This window comes from Bacillus cereus group sp. RP37, assembly GCF_040459695.1.
In the GTDB taxonomy this organism is placed as follows: domain Bacteria; phylum Bacillota; class Bacilli; order Bacillales; family Bacillaceae_G; genus Bacillus_A.
On record NZ_JARVHP010000001.1, the window covers coordinates 5,323,489 to 5,339,120 of the forward strand.

Consider the following 15,632-nt stretch of genomic DNA (forward strand, 5'->3'; position numbering starts at 1 on the left):
TGATCTTTTTAGATGACCCGTACGGGATTCGAACCCGTGTTACCGCCGTGAAAGGGCGGTGTCTTAACCACTTGACCAACGGGCCGTTAAATTAAATATAGCGGCGGAGGGGATCGAACCCCCGACCTCACGGGTATGAACCGTACGCTCTAGCCAGCTGAGCTACACCGCCATGTCGTCTTATTTAACGGACAATTAGTATCTTACCTCAGATATAATTTAAAGTCAACACATCTCGAAAACTTTTTTAAAAATATATTTTCACATATAAAAAAGTACCCCGAGCAATCGCCCTGGGCACCTCTCTATATACTAAGAATTAAACGTTCTGATTATCCGCGACGTGCGCCACGGCCACCACGTTTAGATTCTGTGTTACGCTTTAAAGAAGTTAAACGATCTTCGCTATCCTTTAAGAAACGTGCCATCTTTTGCTCGAATGTTTCTTTTGGTGCTCGTTCGTTACCGCCGCCACGGTTATCTCTGTTGAAAGAACGATTACGTTGTGGACGTCCAGAACGTTGTTGATCGCCACCGCGTTGGTATTCACCACGTGGACGATCTCCTTCTGTTTTTTCACGCTCTTTCGCTTTTTTAATAGATAGACCGATCTTACCATCTTTTTCAACGTTAATAACTTTTACTTCTACTTGGTCGCCTACTTTTAAGTGATCGTTAATATCTTTCACATAATTATCAGCAACTTCACTAATATGAACCAGACCCGTTAAGCCTTCTGGCAGCTCCACAAAAGCCCCAAAATTTGTAATACCTGTTACTTTACCCTGTAACTTGCTGCCTACCTCGATTGACATAAAAAAAATGCTCCTCCTTAGTGGTTAAAAAGTCAAATTTTACTTTATTATATATAATCCTAAAATATAGTGTCAATAAGACATACTCTACTTAGAAACAGGAAAAATTATCTCCCCTTTTCCAGAGAAGAAATAATCCCTTCTAGCAATCTTTAATACGTACTCTTCATCATTTAACTTTTGAACTTCGTCTTTTAGACTTTTTTCTTTATTCGTTAATGAATCCAGTTCTTTTTTCATGTCCTTAACTTTTGCTTCTTTTGCTCTAATGGAACTGTTTTGTTGATAAAACGTTACACTAATACTCGCAATAATTGTAAAAGCAAAGACAAGAAAAACCGCTAAACGGCGATAAAGTCGCTTCCTGTTCTCATCCGTTTGTATTATATGCTTTTTAACAGGATTTGGACTCTGTTTTTCGATTGTTCTTTGTCTCAGTTCCCTCATTTTCGAGGTCCCCCTAACTTCTTTTTTATACGCTCCCATAATTGGAAGATGTGTCCCTTCAATTTTGCTATATATTGCAGGAACCCTACATGTTTCATTATAAAAAGTTTAACACGATTAGGGAGAAGTTTCCATATGAGCGAAGCAATAAATCGAACAGGCCAGAAAAAAACTTTCCATATGAAAAGTAATATCCAAATCACCATTTTCCATAACACATGTCCAATTGAAAGCAGTATACGAAATAAGAATAATATAAATGCAATAAATAGCTGCGCTATAATAATAACAGGTTTTATCATGAGTAGCTTTATAATTTGAACAAAAAAATGTGTTGTTTGCATAAAAATATAGATGAGAAAATTTAACAGTTTCATGTATAGTGCTTTCAATAAGCTTTGATACGCCGCAAAACCACATAATAATGCCAAAAATACATATATACGTAATTCAGCTTCATTTACGAGCAGCAATACATAAAAAACGAATAATGCTTGGACAATCCAAAATAGTATATCATGTATAAATACAAGCCAACGTTTGCGTTCCTGACGCTTTAAAAATCGTTGGTATGTATCTAAAGATGCCCCAATCCAAGCACCCATTCCAATCATTGAGAGCATCGTATACAACTGAATTGTTAGACTCATTTAAACAACTTACTAAAGAAACCTTTAGTTTTCTCCCCTTGATTCTCATCAATATACAGCATCTCATGAACTTTCCCTTTAATCGATACAACACCTTTTTCTACATCTAAATTCTTCATTTGCAAATTTTGACCACGAATTGTTAAAAAGCCCATTACGGTCTCAAGTAAAAACTCTTCGCTATCAAAACTCTCTACCTGCTTTACACCGGTAATATCAATTACACGCCTGCCACGCATAATAATATCATGCTCTACAGAAACATTTTGTTGATTAGAAGACATAGGTGAGTAACCATTATTCACGTAAATCCCCCCATACATTTATACTAGCTAATAGTAATGTATGAAGGAATAATTGATTTTAGAACAAGCCTTCTTCAGCCTTTACTTTTTCTTCACGAACTAAGCTATACATATTTGCTGCATCTTCTTTTTTTGTCGTTTCTTTCAATTCGTTTATTTTTACAGTTACTATTTTTTGCCCAAAACGAATTGTTAATTCATCAGCTACTTTCACATCTGAACTCGCTTTTGCCACTTGACCATTAATTGATATTCTTCCTTGATCAGCTACTTCTTTCGCTAATGTTCTTCTTTTAATTAAACGTGATACTTTTAAAAACTTATCTAGACGCATATGAAATCCCCCTATTAACGCTCTGTTTGTTTTGCCTCTTCCCATAAAACATCTAACTGCTCTAATGATAAATCTTGCATTTCTTTATTCATTTCAGCTACCTTTGCTTCCATGTATAAGAAACGACCAACGAATTTCTCATTAGTTGAACGTAACGCCTCTTCTGGATCTATTTTATAATGACGAGCTATATTAACAAACGCAAATAGTAAATCGCCAAATTCACCTAACATCTTCGCCTCATCCATGTTTATAACTTCTTGTTGGAACTCTTGCCATTCTTCTAAGGCTTTCTCTATCATCGGTTGTACATCAACCCAATCGAAACCAACCTTACCAGCTTTTTTCTGAATTTCATAAGCACGTAGTAACTGTGGTAAGCTCTTTGGAACTCCATTTAAAACAGATTCTTTCACGAATCCTTTTTCTTGTTTTTTAATTTCTTCCCAATTAGCAATTACTTCATCGGCATTATTTACATCCGTATTCCCAAATACATGCGGATGGCGACGAACCATTTTCTCAGATAAAGTTCGAATAATATCATCTATAGAGAACCAACCTTCGTCCTCTCCGATTTGGGCATGTAACATAACCTGTAATAATATATCACCCAGTTCTTCTACTAAGTGATCATCATCCTCTTCATCAATTGCTTCCAACACTTCATAAGCTTCCTCAATTAAATACTTCTTTAAAGATTGATGTGTTTGCTTTTTATCCCACGGACAACCATTCGGTCCACGAAGGTCTGCAATAATTTCTCTAAGCACATCAAACTGTTGATACAAGGACGCACGTTCCTGAACTGGTGGTACGTACACACTCGTTAAATTATTCAACTCGGTTTCATGATCTAACATGTACAATGGTACCTTTTTAACTTGTTCAAATGAAGTCCCTGCAGCTGTTACGATATACACTTCGTAATCATCTGGTAGCATCTCCATTAATGTTAATTTCACATCTGATGCAACGAATGCGTCATAAACTTGGCAAAAGATTAAATGTTGACGTAATTCTAATTGTCCTCTTTCAAATGATGTGGCGTCAATTAATTGGAATCCTTCAATCGGATCAATCTTTAGACTTGCAAACATCGGATCAAGGAAACTTTGTCCACCTTCAATTCGCACCTCAACATTCGCTGCTTCACCTTTTTCCAACAGTAGCTGAACCGTTCTTTCCGCTACAAGCGGGTGTCCTGGAACGGCATAGATGATTTCTGTGCCTTCAGCTTGTTCTAGCAATGTATTCGCAATTGTTTCATATACAATTTCAAATGTATCATGTGCTTCATATATATTGTCAAAGGCTGTATATTGTATACCTTCTTTCTCCAACTCTTCTATAACGGGATGTTCCTTCGTTCTAACAAACATATGATCTGCTTCTTTTATTTTCCGATATACACCCATCGTTAACTGATCTAACTCACCAGCACCTAATCCTAAAATAGTAATGATTCCACTCACAACCTGCCACCTCTATCCACTCTTCTTCAATGAACCTTCTTTTTTCTCTTTTTTCATAACGGTTCCTATTTCCGTTTTTGTAAATACACGTAATTTTAAAATTAAAAACACATATGTTAATCCACCGATAGCTACACCTAACAACGCCTCAAGTGTCGCAATTCCTCTATGTTCCGTATCAATTACTAATCCAGACATTTTCAATACACGCATAAACATTATTAATACAAATCCCATACCGATACCACTAATAACTACACCTAACATATTCCGTTTATCGATAAGCGACTCTGATACAGCTCGCATAAGTAATGCACTATTTAGCAAAGAAATTACAATTAACGCAACTAGTGTTGCAATTGCAGCTCCCTTCACACCAAAATACGGCATTAACATATAGTTTAAAGCTAACTTTAAACAACCTCCAAATATAACGAATATCGCTGGTTTTAATATTTGTCCTAACCCTTGCAAAATAGAAGCAGTTGTAATCGACAATGAACTAAATAAAATAGATAAAGATAAAATGGATAAAACATCTGACCCATTATTATTTTCAAACAACATAATATTCGTAGGCTGAATAATACAAGTTAATCCAATGGCCGCTGCAAATCCGATAACAAATGTTATTTTCATTGCTAACTTTACCTTTTCTCGAATAAAGGTAAGATCTCCTCTTTCCTTCGCCGCTGTAATAATTGGAATAAGTGACAACGAGAAAGAAGTTGTCACAACAGTACCTAATTGCATAAGTGGGATACTTCTGTCATACACACCTTTTAATACCTTTGCACTTTCAGCTTGCTCTCCTGCCCCAATAAGTAAAGAATAGAAGGAAACAGAATCGGCCATTTGTATAAAAATAAGCACTAAGTTACTAACACAAATCGCCAGTCCTTGCCAAAACAGGATCTTAATAATCCTCTTTTTCCCTCTAATTCTCTTTACACTTTTAAAGAATATGGAACGAAAGTCATGACGCATATAAAGTACAAGTACGATAATCCCAATCAATCCGCCTGCGATTGAGCCTAACATAGCACCTGCACCGACTGTATATAAATCAAATCCGTGAGCAATGAGGAATAGAGATAAAAATACAATAATAGAAACGCGAATTGTTTGTTCTATCACTTGCGAAACAGCTGTTGGCACCATATTATTAAACCCCTGAAAATACCCTCTTGCTACAGATAAAAACGGCATCAATATGAATGAAAAGGAAATAACACGTAATAGCTTATCTAAGTGTATATCGCCCATGGCTGTTGCAATTGCTTCGGCACCAAAGAACAATGTAAAAAAGCCTATGAAACCAATCCCTAATAAAAACCAAAAAGATACACAAATAATTTCTTCTGCTTCTTGTTTTTTCCCTCGCTCTAATCGTTCCGCAACCATTTTTGAAATTATAATGGGGAACCCATAAGTAGCTAAAATTAAACAAAATCCATAAAACGGATAAATTTGTTGGTAAATATAAAAACCAATATCACCCGCTATATTTTGATATGGAATACGGTAAAAAGCGCTTAATACCTTTGTAACAAAACTTGCGATTGTTAATATAATAGCCCCACGCCAAAAGGCTTGATACTTCCTCGATTCCATACAAGAAAACTCCTTTTTCTATTCTCACCCCTCGTATTATATCATAAAGAAAAGGACAAGCTTCCTTGCCTACACGAGTAATAATACGTTCACGCAACGATAGAAATGTTCAACGAAAAAAGGTAGCAAAGCGCTACCTTCATTCAATATACATATATCTCCAAATATTTGATTTCTCAAGAAGAAATATCATAATTAGGAAAGATTGCTACTTCTAAAATTCGATATAGCCTTACTGCTCCATTTGTTTCGCTAAAAAGCTTGCAGCTGTATTTACTGACTTATGCTCTACTTCACTTATAATAGCCTCTTTAGAGAAGATAACAACAGCTCCAATTGGATCCCCATTCGCAACAATCGGGCCAATTGTATAGGAACTCACTTTTTCTGTTACTCCATCAATAATTGAAATTTCGCTTTCATCTGTCATAATTACAGACTTACGCTCTTCCATTGTCTTCTCAATTAAATCGCCAACGCTTTTATTTAAGTATTCTTTTTTAGATACGCCTGCTACTGCGATAATAGAATCACGATCGCATACAAGCACATTATGTCCTAAGCTATCGTATAAAGCTTCCGTATATTCCTTTGCGAAATTACCTAGTTCACTAATTGGAGAATATTTTTTCAAAATCACTTCTCCATCGCGATCAACAAATATTTCTAGTGGGTCTCCTTCTCGAATACGTAAAGTTCTACGAATTTCCTTCGGGATTACTACCCTACCTAAATCATCAATTCGACGTACGATTCCAGTTGCTTTCATTCTAATGCTGCCTCACTTTCTACTGATGATCAAAGTGGTGAATTTACCTGTTCATGTAAAAATCACCAACTGTTAGACATAGTATTTTACACATTAGTTCTTCTATGCACGTCGAATTGTATTTTTTATCTTATATTAGGCATTTATTACTTCTTTTTTTACATCTGGTAAGCCTTTTAATAAATTTTCAGCAATTGTTAACCATTTTGATGTCTCTAAACCATTCGTTTTCATAACAATCTTCAATTGTGATCCTTCCATTCCAAGACCGATCATACGACCGAAGCTATTTCCAAGCATGAATAATTTTCCACCATCGATATTTTGGCTTGCTTGTTCTGAGAACAAGATTGTTACTTCAAATTTATTTTGCTTAATTAATTCAATTTGTTCTTTCATTGCTAATACTTTAATATTTGCAATTTGTAATAAATAACCAACTTCTTGCGGGTAATCACCAAATCTATCTATCATCTCTTCCTGCAACTCTTCAATATCCTCAATTGCAGAAACACCTCTAAATTGTTTATACATCATAATTTTTTGTTTACTATCTGAAATATAAGCATCTGGTAAATATGCATCTACTTCTAAATCAATTTCAACATTAACTGTATTTTCAACTCCATCTGTTCCTCTACGCTGTTCAATTGCATCTTTTAACATTTGAGAATACAGATCAAATCCGACAGAATCAATAAATCCATGTTGTTCGGCTCCTAACAAGTTACCTGCACCACGAATTGATAAATCTCTCATTGCGATTTTGAAACCAGACCCAAGCTCTGTGAATTCTTTAATCGCTTGCAGACGCTTCTCTGCAACTTCCGATAACACTTTATCACGTTTGTATGCAAAGTAGGCATATGCAACACGATTAGAACGCCCAACACGCCCACGAAGCTGATACAACTGTGATAATCCCATACGATCTGCATCAAATACAATTAACGTATTTACATTCGGAATATCTACACCCGTCTCAATAATTGTTGTACTTACAAGAACATCATGCTGCCCTTCTAAAAACGATAGCATAACAGACTCTAATTCACTTTCGTTCATTTTCCCATGTGCATATGTTACACGCGCATCTGGAACTAACATCGAAATTTCATCTGCTTTTCGTTCGATATCCTCCACACGATTATATAAGAAGTAAATTTGCCCACCTCTTGCAAGCTCTCGTTCTATCGCTTCTCGCATTAACGCTGGATTATACTCTACTACATACGTTTGGACTGGGAAACGATTTTCTGGTGGTGTCTCAATAACAGATAAGTCACGCACACCCAACATAGACATATGAAGTGTACGCGGAATCGGGGTTGCCGTTAATGTTAATACGTCAACATTTGCTTTTAATTGTTTAATTTTTTCTTTATGCGTTACACCGAATCTTTGTTCTTCATCAATAATAAGAAGCCCTAAATCTTTATAAGTAACATCTTTAGATAAAATACGATGTGTTCCGATTACAATATCTACCGTACCATCTTTCAAGCCCTTAATTGTTTCATTTTGCTGTTTTCTCGTACGGAATCTACTTAATAATCCTATATTGATTGGATAATCTTGAAAACGCTCTCGAATTGTTTCATAGTGTTGTTGTGCAAGGATTGTTGTCGGCACTAAAATTGCAACTTGTTTTTCATCCATAATTGCCTTAAATGCCGCACGAATAGCTACTTCTGTCTTTCCATATCCTACATCACCACAAAGAAGCCTATCCATCGGACGTCCGCGTTCCATATCTTTTTTAATCTCTTCAATAGAACGTAATTGATCCTCCGTCTCTTGATATGGGAAAGAAGATTCAAATTCTTGTTGTTCTGCTGTATCTGGTGTATATGCATAACCCTTTGAAGCTTCACGCTCAGCATATAGTTTAATTAGGTCATCCGCAATGTCTTGTACAGATTTTTCAACTTTCGTTTTGACCTTCTTCCAATCATTTCCGCCTAATTTATAAACTTTTGGATCCTTACCTTCAGATCCTACATATTTTTGCACTTGGTCAATTTGTTCAATTGGAACGTATAACTTATCATTGCCTTGATATTTAATATTCAAATAATCTTTATGAACGCCATTAATCTCTAATGTCTCGATACCTAAGAATTTACCTATACCATGATTTACATGAACTACATAATCTCCAACTTTTAATTCCGAATAACTTTTAATACGTTCAGCATTAGATAACTTTTGCTTACGTTGTGATTTTTTAACTTTCTTATGGAAAAGCTCTTTTTCAGTAATGACAACAAGCTTTTGCATCGGCATTTCAAATCCTGCATGTAAATCACCTACAGCAATTTGTAACCTTCCAGGCAATAATATATCTGTGCCCTCTACAATATCTGCCTCAATATCATAATCACTTAAAATATGTTGTAGTTTTTTTACACGTTCATCATCTGTGCCGAGCACAACAGTCGTAAAATGCCCTTCGTTCCATCTATCAATTTCAGTTTTCAACAACTGCATCTGTCCATGGAAATCTTGCATTGTTTTACATGTCACATTCACAATGTTTTGCGGATGTGTATGTGCTATATGACGCAAGAATAAAGTTAAATATACAAAACTTCTTTTTTTATTATGAAGAAATTCTTCAAACGAGTGAGAGAAAGATAAATCTTGAATAATTGTTCCTTCACCAAGAAGTGATATATACCATTCCGCCTCTTCTGTTTCAAGATGTGATGCTGTTTCTTGAATACGAGAAATCTCATCCAAAATCACAATACCATCTTCTGGTAAATAATCTATCAGACTAGCAGGTTCATTATAGAAAATAGATAAATATTTAAACATCTGTTCTATACTTTGCCCGTTTTTTAACATCTCAATTTCATGACTTACCGTCTCAAGCACTGTAGTCTTCAATTTATCGTCGGAAAGTTTTTGCATCGTCTTAGTCAAGCCTTCCTCAAGATGCTTAATTCCCGATTTCAATTCTTCCTGTGAAAATAAAAACTCTGTTGCTGGACCAAATCTAACACGTTCTTTTTTATCTTGAGAGCGCTGTTCATCCACATCAAATAATCGAATAGAATCGACTTCTGTGTCGAAAAATTCAATACGAAATGGTAATTCTTCAGTTAATGGATAAATATCTAATATTCCCCCGCGCAAACTGAATTCCCCTGGAGCTTCTACCATCGACTTACGCTCATAACCAATATGATGTAAAGTGTGCAAGAATGTATCTAAATCAATCTCTTGCCCTAGATTGATTTCGATTTGCCTTTGCTTCCACAATTCTTTCATTGGTAAAAATCTGCGTAGTCCTGCAACTGGTGCTACAATAACCCCACTCTCTCCTGCAGCTAAACGATTTAATACTTCAATACGTTGTGCCTTTAATTCTGGGCTTGCAACACCAAGTTCTGATGCTATCAATTCATTCACTGGGTATAGCCATACATCTTTTTCACCAAGTAACGCCACTAAATCTTCATGCACTTTTTGTGCTTGATATAAATTATGCGTCACAATAAGTTGTGATTTTTTTGTTTTTTTATATAAAGCCGCCATTAATAACGAACGAGAAGAGGTTGCCATACCTGATACAAGTTGCTCTTTTAAACCATCTTCTAATCCATTAATAACAGATTGGATCTCTTCATTTTTATAAAATTGCTCTAATAAACCTATCATTTTCAAAACTCCTCTCAACATAAAGAGCAAGCCATTATATTTTATGCAAATATTTCGGAAAAAGAAAACAGAAAAATGCTTTGGACATGCCAAAGCGACAACATTTTATTGCAGAAATTTTTCATATTCATAATACTCAGGATAAGATGCGAGCGTTTCTTGACACGATTCACAAATCGTTTTTATATATATATTTCCATTCTCATGAAAATGAATCATCTCTACTACTTCTTGCTCTGTTAGTTGAAATAAAACGTCGCTATATACTTTTTCTGCAGTAACGGAGCCTACATCACTCCCGCAATGTCTGCAATAATAATACCCTTCCATACTAGCCTCCTAAATATCCAATTACTACTAGTATGGGTAAAAATAAAACAAAATATTCCTAATCATATCCTTAACTATTGAAAGTATTCATGATTTGAAGAAAAGGTTTATTTAACCATTCTTCACATGCATCCGCTGCTTTTTCAATAGAATGATCGACATCCGGAATTTCTTCTGATGTAAAACGTCCCAATACGTAATCTACTACCTTCATTCCATTTTTCGGACGATCAATTCCCATGCGGATACGTTGAAACTCTTGTGTTCCTAAATGTGAAATTGTTGACTTCACACCATTATGTCCACCCGCGCTACCTTTCATACGAAGGCGTAATTTACCTACAGGGATGTCTAAATCATCGTACAGAACAACGAAGTCCTCTACATCAATTTTATAGTAATCCATGAGCGGACGAATACTTTCCCCAGATAAATTCATATATGTAAGTGGCTTTAATAAGATTACTTTTTCTCCATTAACAAATCCTGCACCAAATACTCCTTTAAATTTTTGTTCGTTTAAAGAAATGTTCCAACGCTTTGCAAGTTCATCAATCGCCATAAATCCAATATTATGCCTTGTTAATTCATATTCTCTACCCGGGTTCCCAAGTCCTACTATCAATTTCATTCTTGTACCACTACTTTCTCTTTTCGATACGAAAAGACGTAACCAATCTTGGTTACGTCTCATTCTATCCAATTAATTGAATAATACACTTACAGATTCTTCTTCGTATACACGAATGATTGCTTCTCCGATTAGTGGAGCAACTGAAAGTTCATGTACTTTGTCGATTTTCTTCTCTTCTGGTAATACGATAGAGTTCGTTACAACTAACTCTTTAATATTTGAGTTTTGGATACGCTCAATTGCTGGACCAGATAATACTGGGTGTGTACAGCAAGCATATACTTCAGAAGCACCGTTCTCAACAAGAGCGTTTGCTGCTAATGTAATTGTACCAGCTGTATCAATGATGTCATCAATTAAAATTGCTGTTTTACCTTCGATATTACCGATAATGTTCATTACCTCTGATACGTTCGGACGAGGACGACGCTTATCAATAATAGCGATTGGTGCTTTTAGGCGATCTGCCATTTTTCGAGCACGAGTTACCCCACCGTGGTCAGGTGACACGATTACGATATCTTTAAGACCTTTTGTTTCAAAGTAATCTGAAAGAATCGGTACACCCATTAAGTGGTCGATTGGGATATCAAAGAACCCTTGAATTTGTGGAGCATGTAAATCTAGAGTGATTACACGAGTTGCACCTGCTGTTTCAAGCAAGTTTGCTACAAGTTTCGATGTAATTGGTTCACGAGAACGCGCTTTACGGTCTTGGCGCGCATAACCATAGTAAGGAATAACAATATTAATTGTTTTTGCAGATGCACGCTTTAATGCATCGATCATAATAAGTAATTCCATGATATGTTCGTTTACTGGGAAGCTTGTAGATTGAATAATGAATACATCGCAACCACGGATACTTTCTTCAATGTTAATTTGAACTTCTCCATCACTAAAACGATCAACAGAACATTTTCCTAGTCCTACTCCAATGTGCTTTGCAATTTGCTCAGCAAGTTCCTTATTAGAGTTTAAAGAGAATACTTTCAAATTAGAATTTAGATATTGAGTCGACATCTAGATTAACCCTCCACATTATGATTTTTTCTTATTCAGCAATTGATCAACATAGTCTTCTTTGTTAACTTGACGTGCACGTGCTACTGATAATGCTTTTGATGGAACATTCTCTGTAATTGTAGAGCCCGCTGCCACATAAGCACCATCTTCAACTGTTACTGGCGCAACAAGATTTGAATTGCATCCAATAAATACCCCGTTACCAATCACAGTTTTGAATTTATTCTTGCCATCATAGTTCACCGTAATTGAACCACAACCAAGATTCACGTCTTCTCCAACTTGCGCATCCCCGATATAACTTAAGTGTGAAGCTTTACTTCTATTACCAAAAACAGTTTTTTTGATTTCCACGAAGTTTCCAACGCGCACTTCATCTCCAATAACTGAATCTGGGCGAATGTGTGCAAATGGACCAACCGATACTTCTGTACCAAGTTTACTATCATGTACAGTAGATTGACGAATTGTCGTACGATCTCCAATTTCACTATCGCGAATTACTGTGTGCGGTCCAATTTCACAATCAGAACCAATTACAGTATTACCCTCAATAATTGTTCCTGGATGAAGAACTGTATCACTACCGATAATTGCATCAGCAGAAATATAAGTGTTACTTGGATCAATAATTGTAACACCATTTACCATGTTCTTTCGGTTGATACGGTTTTTCATAATAATTTCCGCTTGCGATAGAGCGACTCTGTCGTTAACACCTAACGTTTCATCGAAGTGCTCTGTTTGATAAGCTGATACGATATGACCTTCATTTTTTAAAATCTCGATAACATCTGGCAGGTAATATTCACCTTGTACGTTATCATTTGAAACTTTAGAAAGTGAAGCGAATAAAGCTTTATTATCAAAACAATACGTACCTGTATTGATTTCTTTAATAGCTAATTCTTTCTCATTTGCATCCTTATGCTCAACAATCTTTTCAACATGACCGTTCTCATTACGAACGATACGACCATATCCAGCAGGTTCTTCTATGTAAGCTGTTAGCACCGTTGCCATTGCCCCTGCCTCTTTATGTTGCTGAAGCAATGCTTCCATCGTTTCAGCAGTTATTAGCGGCGTATCACCACAAATAACTAAAGTTGTTCCTTCTTCATTTGCAAGTACACTTGCAGCTTGATCTACAGCATGTGCTGTACCAAGTTGTTCTGCTTGTAATGCAAACTCACTTACGTTTCCTAGCTGTTCTTGTACCATTTCAGCACCATGTCCTACGACTGTTACAAGTTTCTGCAAGCCTAATTGAGATACTTGATCGACAACATGTTGTACCATAGGTTTTCCACATACAGGATGAAGCACTTTGTATAGCTTAGACTTCATACGTGTGCCTTTACCTGCAGCTAGAATCACTGCAAATCTGTTTGACATATAGACCCTCCATCGCAACCTATTTATCCATTAACGATATTATCCTAAATCAGCATATATTTCAAGAAACACATTTTAACTATTAAATTTTACCATAATTCTTATAAGATGTTTTACTCTTTAGTATCTTTTTTAAGAAATAAGCTATACTATTTAAAATGATTTTGAAAAAATTAGAAGTTTTTTCTCTTCACCTTAATGAATTTCGAATTTTCTGGATGTAATGCAATATAAAACCATAAAAAAACAAACCCCTGTAAATGCTTACAGGGGTTTGCTACAAAATTATAGGGATTTCTTTAAAAAGCCCTTTTCATTCGAATTTTACGAAGCGCCTGCTTCTTCAAACTCAACCTCTTCTAACTCGCCTAAACGGTGATACTCTGTTAAAACCGCATCTTGAATTTTAGAGCGTGTATTAGAATTAATTGGATGTGCAATGTCACGGAACTCTCCATCTGGAGTACGTTTACTTGGCATTGCTACAAATAATCCATTATTACCATCAATTACACGAATATCATGAACAACAAATTCATGGTCTAGAGTAATAGAGGCGATTGCTCTCATGCGGCCTTCTGTGTTTACGCGGCGTAATCTTACGTCAGTCACTTCCATCTTGTGTTCACCACCCTTTTCTAAATAAGCGATATATTTGTATAAATTCCACAAAATTTCTATTTTCCCTTTAATTTTTTAAAAATTTTTAAGATAAAAATTTTTAATGTAATTGAATATAGAGATTAGTAGAGGTTATCGCTTACAAAGAATTACTTAACTAGGGCAATTACTTCGATTTCAACTGAAACATCTTTCGGTAATTTTGCTACTTGTACACAAGAACGAGCTGGCTTATGAGTAGAGAAATAAGAGCCGTATACTTCATTAACAGCATTAAAATCATCCATATCTTTTAAGAATACTGTTGTTTTTACTACTGTATCAAATGAAGCCCCAGCTTCTTCTAATACTGCTTGTAAATTTTGAAATACTTGCTCTGTTTGTACTGTTACGTCTCCTGCTACAAGATCTCCACTTGCAGTTAACGGAATTTGTCCTGAACTGTAAAACATATTATTTACAATAATCCCTTGTGAATATGGTCCAATTGCTTGTGGTGCATTGTTTGTTTGAACAACTTTCATGTTTTTCCACCCTTTTATTATTTATTTTTACTCTTTAAAAATAGTGCACGAAAAGCAGTTTGTCCATCTATTTTATAATTTATAAATAGAATAAAAAAAAAGATAAAGCTATCTGCTTTACCTTTTTACTCAGCCTCTACAAGCCCTTCATCAAATGGTGCCAGTGAATAGTTTCCCTTTTCCACTTGAATCGCTTTTTCCTTCACATCAACTTCTGAAAGACGAATTAATGATACAAAATTATTAATTAATCTTTCTTCAATGTCCGTGGATTCTACTAATACACCAATACCAACAACATTAGCCTTAAACTCTTCTAACATACTCATCATACCTTGAATTGTCCCGCCAGCTTTCATGAAGTCATCAATAATTAAAACATTTGATCCTTCTGGAAGGCTACGCTTTGCTAACGTCATTGTTTGAATTCGCTTAGAAGAACCTGATACATAGTTAATACTAACAGTTGGTCCTTCTGTTACCTTATTATCTTTCCTTGCAATTACTACCGGTACATCTAAGTAATTTGCCACTGCATAAGCTAGTGGAATCCCCTTCGTTGCCACCGTCATAACCGCATCAATTGGTTGTCTAGCAAAAACAGAAGCAAACAAACGACCTGCGCCATTAATATGGCGAGGATTACTTAAAAGATCTGTCATATATAAGTAACCACCAGGCAAAATACGATCTGGATTTTCAAATAAGCTACAAAGCTCACCAATAATTAAATCTGCCTCTTCCTCACTTATATATGGTATATATTTCACTCCTCCTGCTGCTCCTGGTACCGTTTGCAATGTGCCGACCCCTTGTTGTTCAAACGTTTGCTTAATAATAACTAAATCTTCACTAATGGAAGACTTAGCTGATTGATACCTTTCAGCAAAAAAAGTGAGAGAAACTAGCTGACGAGGGTTTTGTAACAAGTAATACGTCATATCGACTAATCTTGTACTTCGTCTAATTTTCATACTCTCACCTCAAATCACGAATATTCTAAACAAATCATAACGTATTATACGTC

Annotated in this window: 16 protein-coding genes and 2 tRNA genes; all 18 read right to left on the reverse strand. The window is 35.6% G+C overall.

Features of this window, described 5'->3' with window-relative positions; translation table 11 throughout:
* Window positions 1-13: 13 nt before the first annotated feature.
* The 18 genes from QCI44_RS28000 to purR all read right to left on the reverse strand — a co-directional run bounded on the left by QCI44_RS28000 (window position 14) and on the right by purR (window position 15,579).
* Window positions 14-85: transfer RNA gene (locus QCI44_RS28000), tRNA-Glu, on the reverse strand.
* Between the two features lie 13 nt (window positions 86-98).
* Window positions 99-172, reverse strand: a tRNA-Met gene (locus tag QCI44_RS28005).
* A gap of 160 nt (window positions 173-332) precedes the next feature.
* Complete coding sequence (locus QCI44_RS28010) at window positions 333-815, reverse strand: S1 domain-containing RNA-binding protein (protein ID WP_016085299.1); 483 nt, start codon at window positions 813-815, stop codon at window positions 333-335.
* A gap of 87 nt (window positions 816-902) precedes the next feature.
* The gene (divIC, locus tag QCI44_RS28015) at window positions 903-1,262 is read right to left on the reverse strand and encodes a cell division protein DivIC (RefSeq protein WP_016085300.1); all 360 of its coding nucleotides are present in this window, start codon (window positions 1,260-1,262) and stop codon (window positions 903-905) included.
* Window positions 1,259-1,912: a spore cortex biosynthesis protein YabQ gene (yabQ, locus tag QCI44_RS28020; RefSeq protein WP_016085301.1), complete on the reverse strand. Its 654-nt coding sequence runs from the start codon at window positions 1,910-1,912 to the stop codon at window positions 1,259-1,261. The genes divIC and yabQ overlap by 4 nt, the downstream gene beginning before the upstream one ends.
* Complete coding sequence (gene yabP, locus QCI44_RS28025; RefSeq protein ID WP_001059101.1) at window positions 1,909-2,217, reverse strand: sporulation protein YabP; 309 nt, start codon at window positions 2,215-2,217, stop codon at window positions 1,909-1,911. The genes yabQ and yabP overlap by 4 nt, the downstream gene beginning before the upstream one ends.
* 58 nt (window positions 2,218-2,275) lie before the next feature.
* Entirely contained in the window at window positions 2,276-2,551 is a 276-nt protein-coding gene (locus tag QCI44_RS28030; RefSeq protein WP_001234876.1) for an RNA-binding S4 domain-containing protein, read from the reverse strand.
* 14 nt (window positions 2,552-2,565) lie between these two features.
* Window positions 2,566-4,026 (reverse strand): bifunctional methyltransferase/pyrophosphohydrolase YabN, encoded by a 1,461-nt coding sequence (gene yabN, locus QCI44_RS28035; protein WP_016085302.1) that lies wholly within the window; start codon window positions 4,024-4,026, stop codon window positions 2,566-2,568.
* Window positions 4,027-4,038: 12 nt separating this feature from the next.
* Window positions 4,039-5,640 carry a putative polysaccharide biosynthesis protein gene (locus tag QCI44_RS28040; protein ID WP_353811515.1) on the reverse strand — a complete coding sequence of 534 codons (1,602 nt, stop codon included), beginning with the start codon at window positions 5,638-5,640 and terminating at the stop codon, window positions 4,039-4,041.
* 232 nt (window positions 5,641-5,872) lie between these two features.
* Complete coding sequence (spoVT, locus tag QCI44_RS28045) at window positions 5,873-6,409, reverse strand: stage V sporulation protein T (protein WP_000648312.1); 537 nt, start codon at window positions 6,407-6,409, stop codon at window positions 5,873-5,875.
* Window positions 6,410-6,544: 135 nt separating this feature from the next.
* Window positions 6,545-10,075 carry a transcription-repair coupling factor gene (gene mfd, locus QCI44_RS28050; protein WP_016133440.1) on the reverse strand — a complete coding sequence of 1,177 codons (3,531 nt, stop codon included), beginning with the start codon at window positions 10,073-10,075 and terminating at the stop codon, window positions 6,545-6,547.
* A 105-nt stretch (window positions 10,076-10,180) separates the two neighbouring features.
* A complete protein-coding gene (locus QCI44_RS28055; protein WP_016085305.1) occupies window positions 10,181-10,405 on the reverse strand; it encodes an anti-sigma-F factor Fin in 225 nt (74 codons plus the stop codon).
* 70 nt (window positions 10,406-10,475) lie between these two features.
* Window positions 10,476-11,036 carry an aminoacyl-tRNA hydrolase gene (gene pth / locus QCI44_RS28060; protein WP_080118137.1) on the reverse strand — a complete coding sequence of 187 codons (561 nt, stop codon included), beginning with the start codon at window positions 11,034-11,036 and terminating at the stop codon, window positions 10,476-10,478.
* A gap of 72 nt (window positions 11,037-11,108) precedes the next feature.
* Window positions 11,109-12,062 (reverse strand): ribose-phosphate diphosphokinase, encoded by a 954-nt coding sequence (locus QCI44_RS28065; protein ID WP_000107420.1) that lies wholly within the window; start codon window positions 12,060-12,062, stop codon window positions 11,109-11,111.
* A gap of 18 nt (window positions 12,063-12,080) precedes the next feature.
* Entirely contained in the window at window positions 12,081-13,460 is a 1,380-nt protein-coding gene (gene glmU, locus QCI44_RS28070; protein WP_000071036.1) for a bifunctional UDP-N-acetylglucosamine diphosphorylase/glucosamine-1-phosphate N-acetyltransferase GlmU, read from the reverse strand.
* A 324-nt stretch (window positions 13,461-13,784) separates the two neighbouring features.
* Window positions 13,785-14,078: a septation regulator SpoVG gene (gene spoVG / locus QCI44_RS28075; protein WP_000454042.1), complete on the reverse strand. Its 294-nt coding sequence runs from the start codon at window positions 14,076-14,078 to the stop codon at window positions 13,785-13,787.
* 152 nt (window positions 14,079-14,230) lie between these two features.
* On the reverse strand, window positions 14,231-14,605 hold the full coding sequence (locus QCI44_RS28080; protein ID WP_016085308.1) for a RidA family protein: 375 nt from the start codon (window positions 14,603-14,605) through the stop codon (window positions 14,231-14,233).
* 125 nt (window positions 14,606-14,730) lie between these two features.
* Window positions 14,731-15,579 carry a pur operon repressor gene (gene purR / locus QCI44_RS28085; protein WP_000702481.1) on the reverse strand — a complete coding sequence of 283 codons (849 nt, stop codon included), beginning with the start codon at window positions 15,577-15,579 and terminating at the stop codon, window positions 14,731-14,733.
* Window positions 15,580-15,632 lie beyond the last annotated feature (53 nt).

Coding starts and splice junctions, on each gene's coding strand:
- QCI44_RS28040 (WP_353811515.1), bottom strand. CDS start 5,640: ATGGAATCGAGGAAGTATCAAGCCTTTTGGCGTGGGGCTATTATATTA.
- QCI44_RS28055 (WP_016085305.1), bottom strand. CDS start 10,405: ATGGAAGGGTATTATTATTGCAGACATTGCGGGAGTGATGTAGGCTCC.
- purR (WP_000702481.1), bottom strand. CDS start 15,579: ATGAAAATTAGACGAAGTACAAGATTAGTCGATATGACGTATTACTTG.
- spoVT (WP_000648312.1), bottom strand. CDS start 6,409: ATGAAAGCAACTGGAATCGTACGTCGAATTGATGATTTAGGTAGGGTA.
- QCI44_RS28010 (WP_016085299.1), bottom strand. CDS start 815: ATGTCAATCGAGGTAGGCAGCAAGTTACAGGGTAAAGTAACAGGTATT.
- spoVG (WP_000454042.1), bottom strand. CDS start 14,078: ATGGAAGTGACTGACGTAAGATTACGCCGCGTAAACACAGAAGGCCGC.
- QCI44_RS28065 (WP_000107420.1), bottom strand. CDS start 12,062: ATGTCGACTCAATATCTAAATTCTAATTTGAAAGTATTCTCTTTAAAC.
- mfd (WP_016133440.1), bottom strand. CDS start 10,075: ATGATAGGTTTATTAGAGCAATTTTATAAAAATGAAGAGATCCAATCT.
- pth (WP_080118137.1), bottom strand. CDS start 11,036: ATGAAATTGATAGTAGGACTTGGGAACCCGGGTAGAGAATATGAATTA.
- QCI44_RS28080 (WP_016085308.1), bottom strand. CDS start 14,605: ATGAAAGTTGTTCAAACAAACAATGCACCACAAGCAATTGGACCATAT.
- divIC (WP_016085300.1), bottom strand. CDS start 1,262: ATGAGGGAACTGAGACAAAGAACAATCGAAAAACAGAGTCCAAATCCT.
- QCI44_RS28030 (WP_001234876.1), bottom strand. CDS start 2,551: ATGCGTCTAGATAAGTTTTTAAAAGTATCACGTTTAATTAAAAGAAGA.
- glmU (WP_000071036.1), bottom strand. CDS start 13,460: ATGTCAAACAGATTTGCAGTGATTCTAGCTGCAGGTAAAGGCACACGT.
- yabQ (WP_016085301.1), bottom strand. CDS start 1,912: ATGAGTCTAACAATTCAGTTGTATACGATGCTCTCAATGATTGGAATG.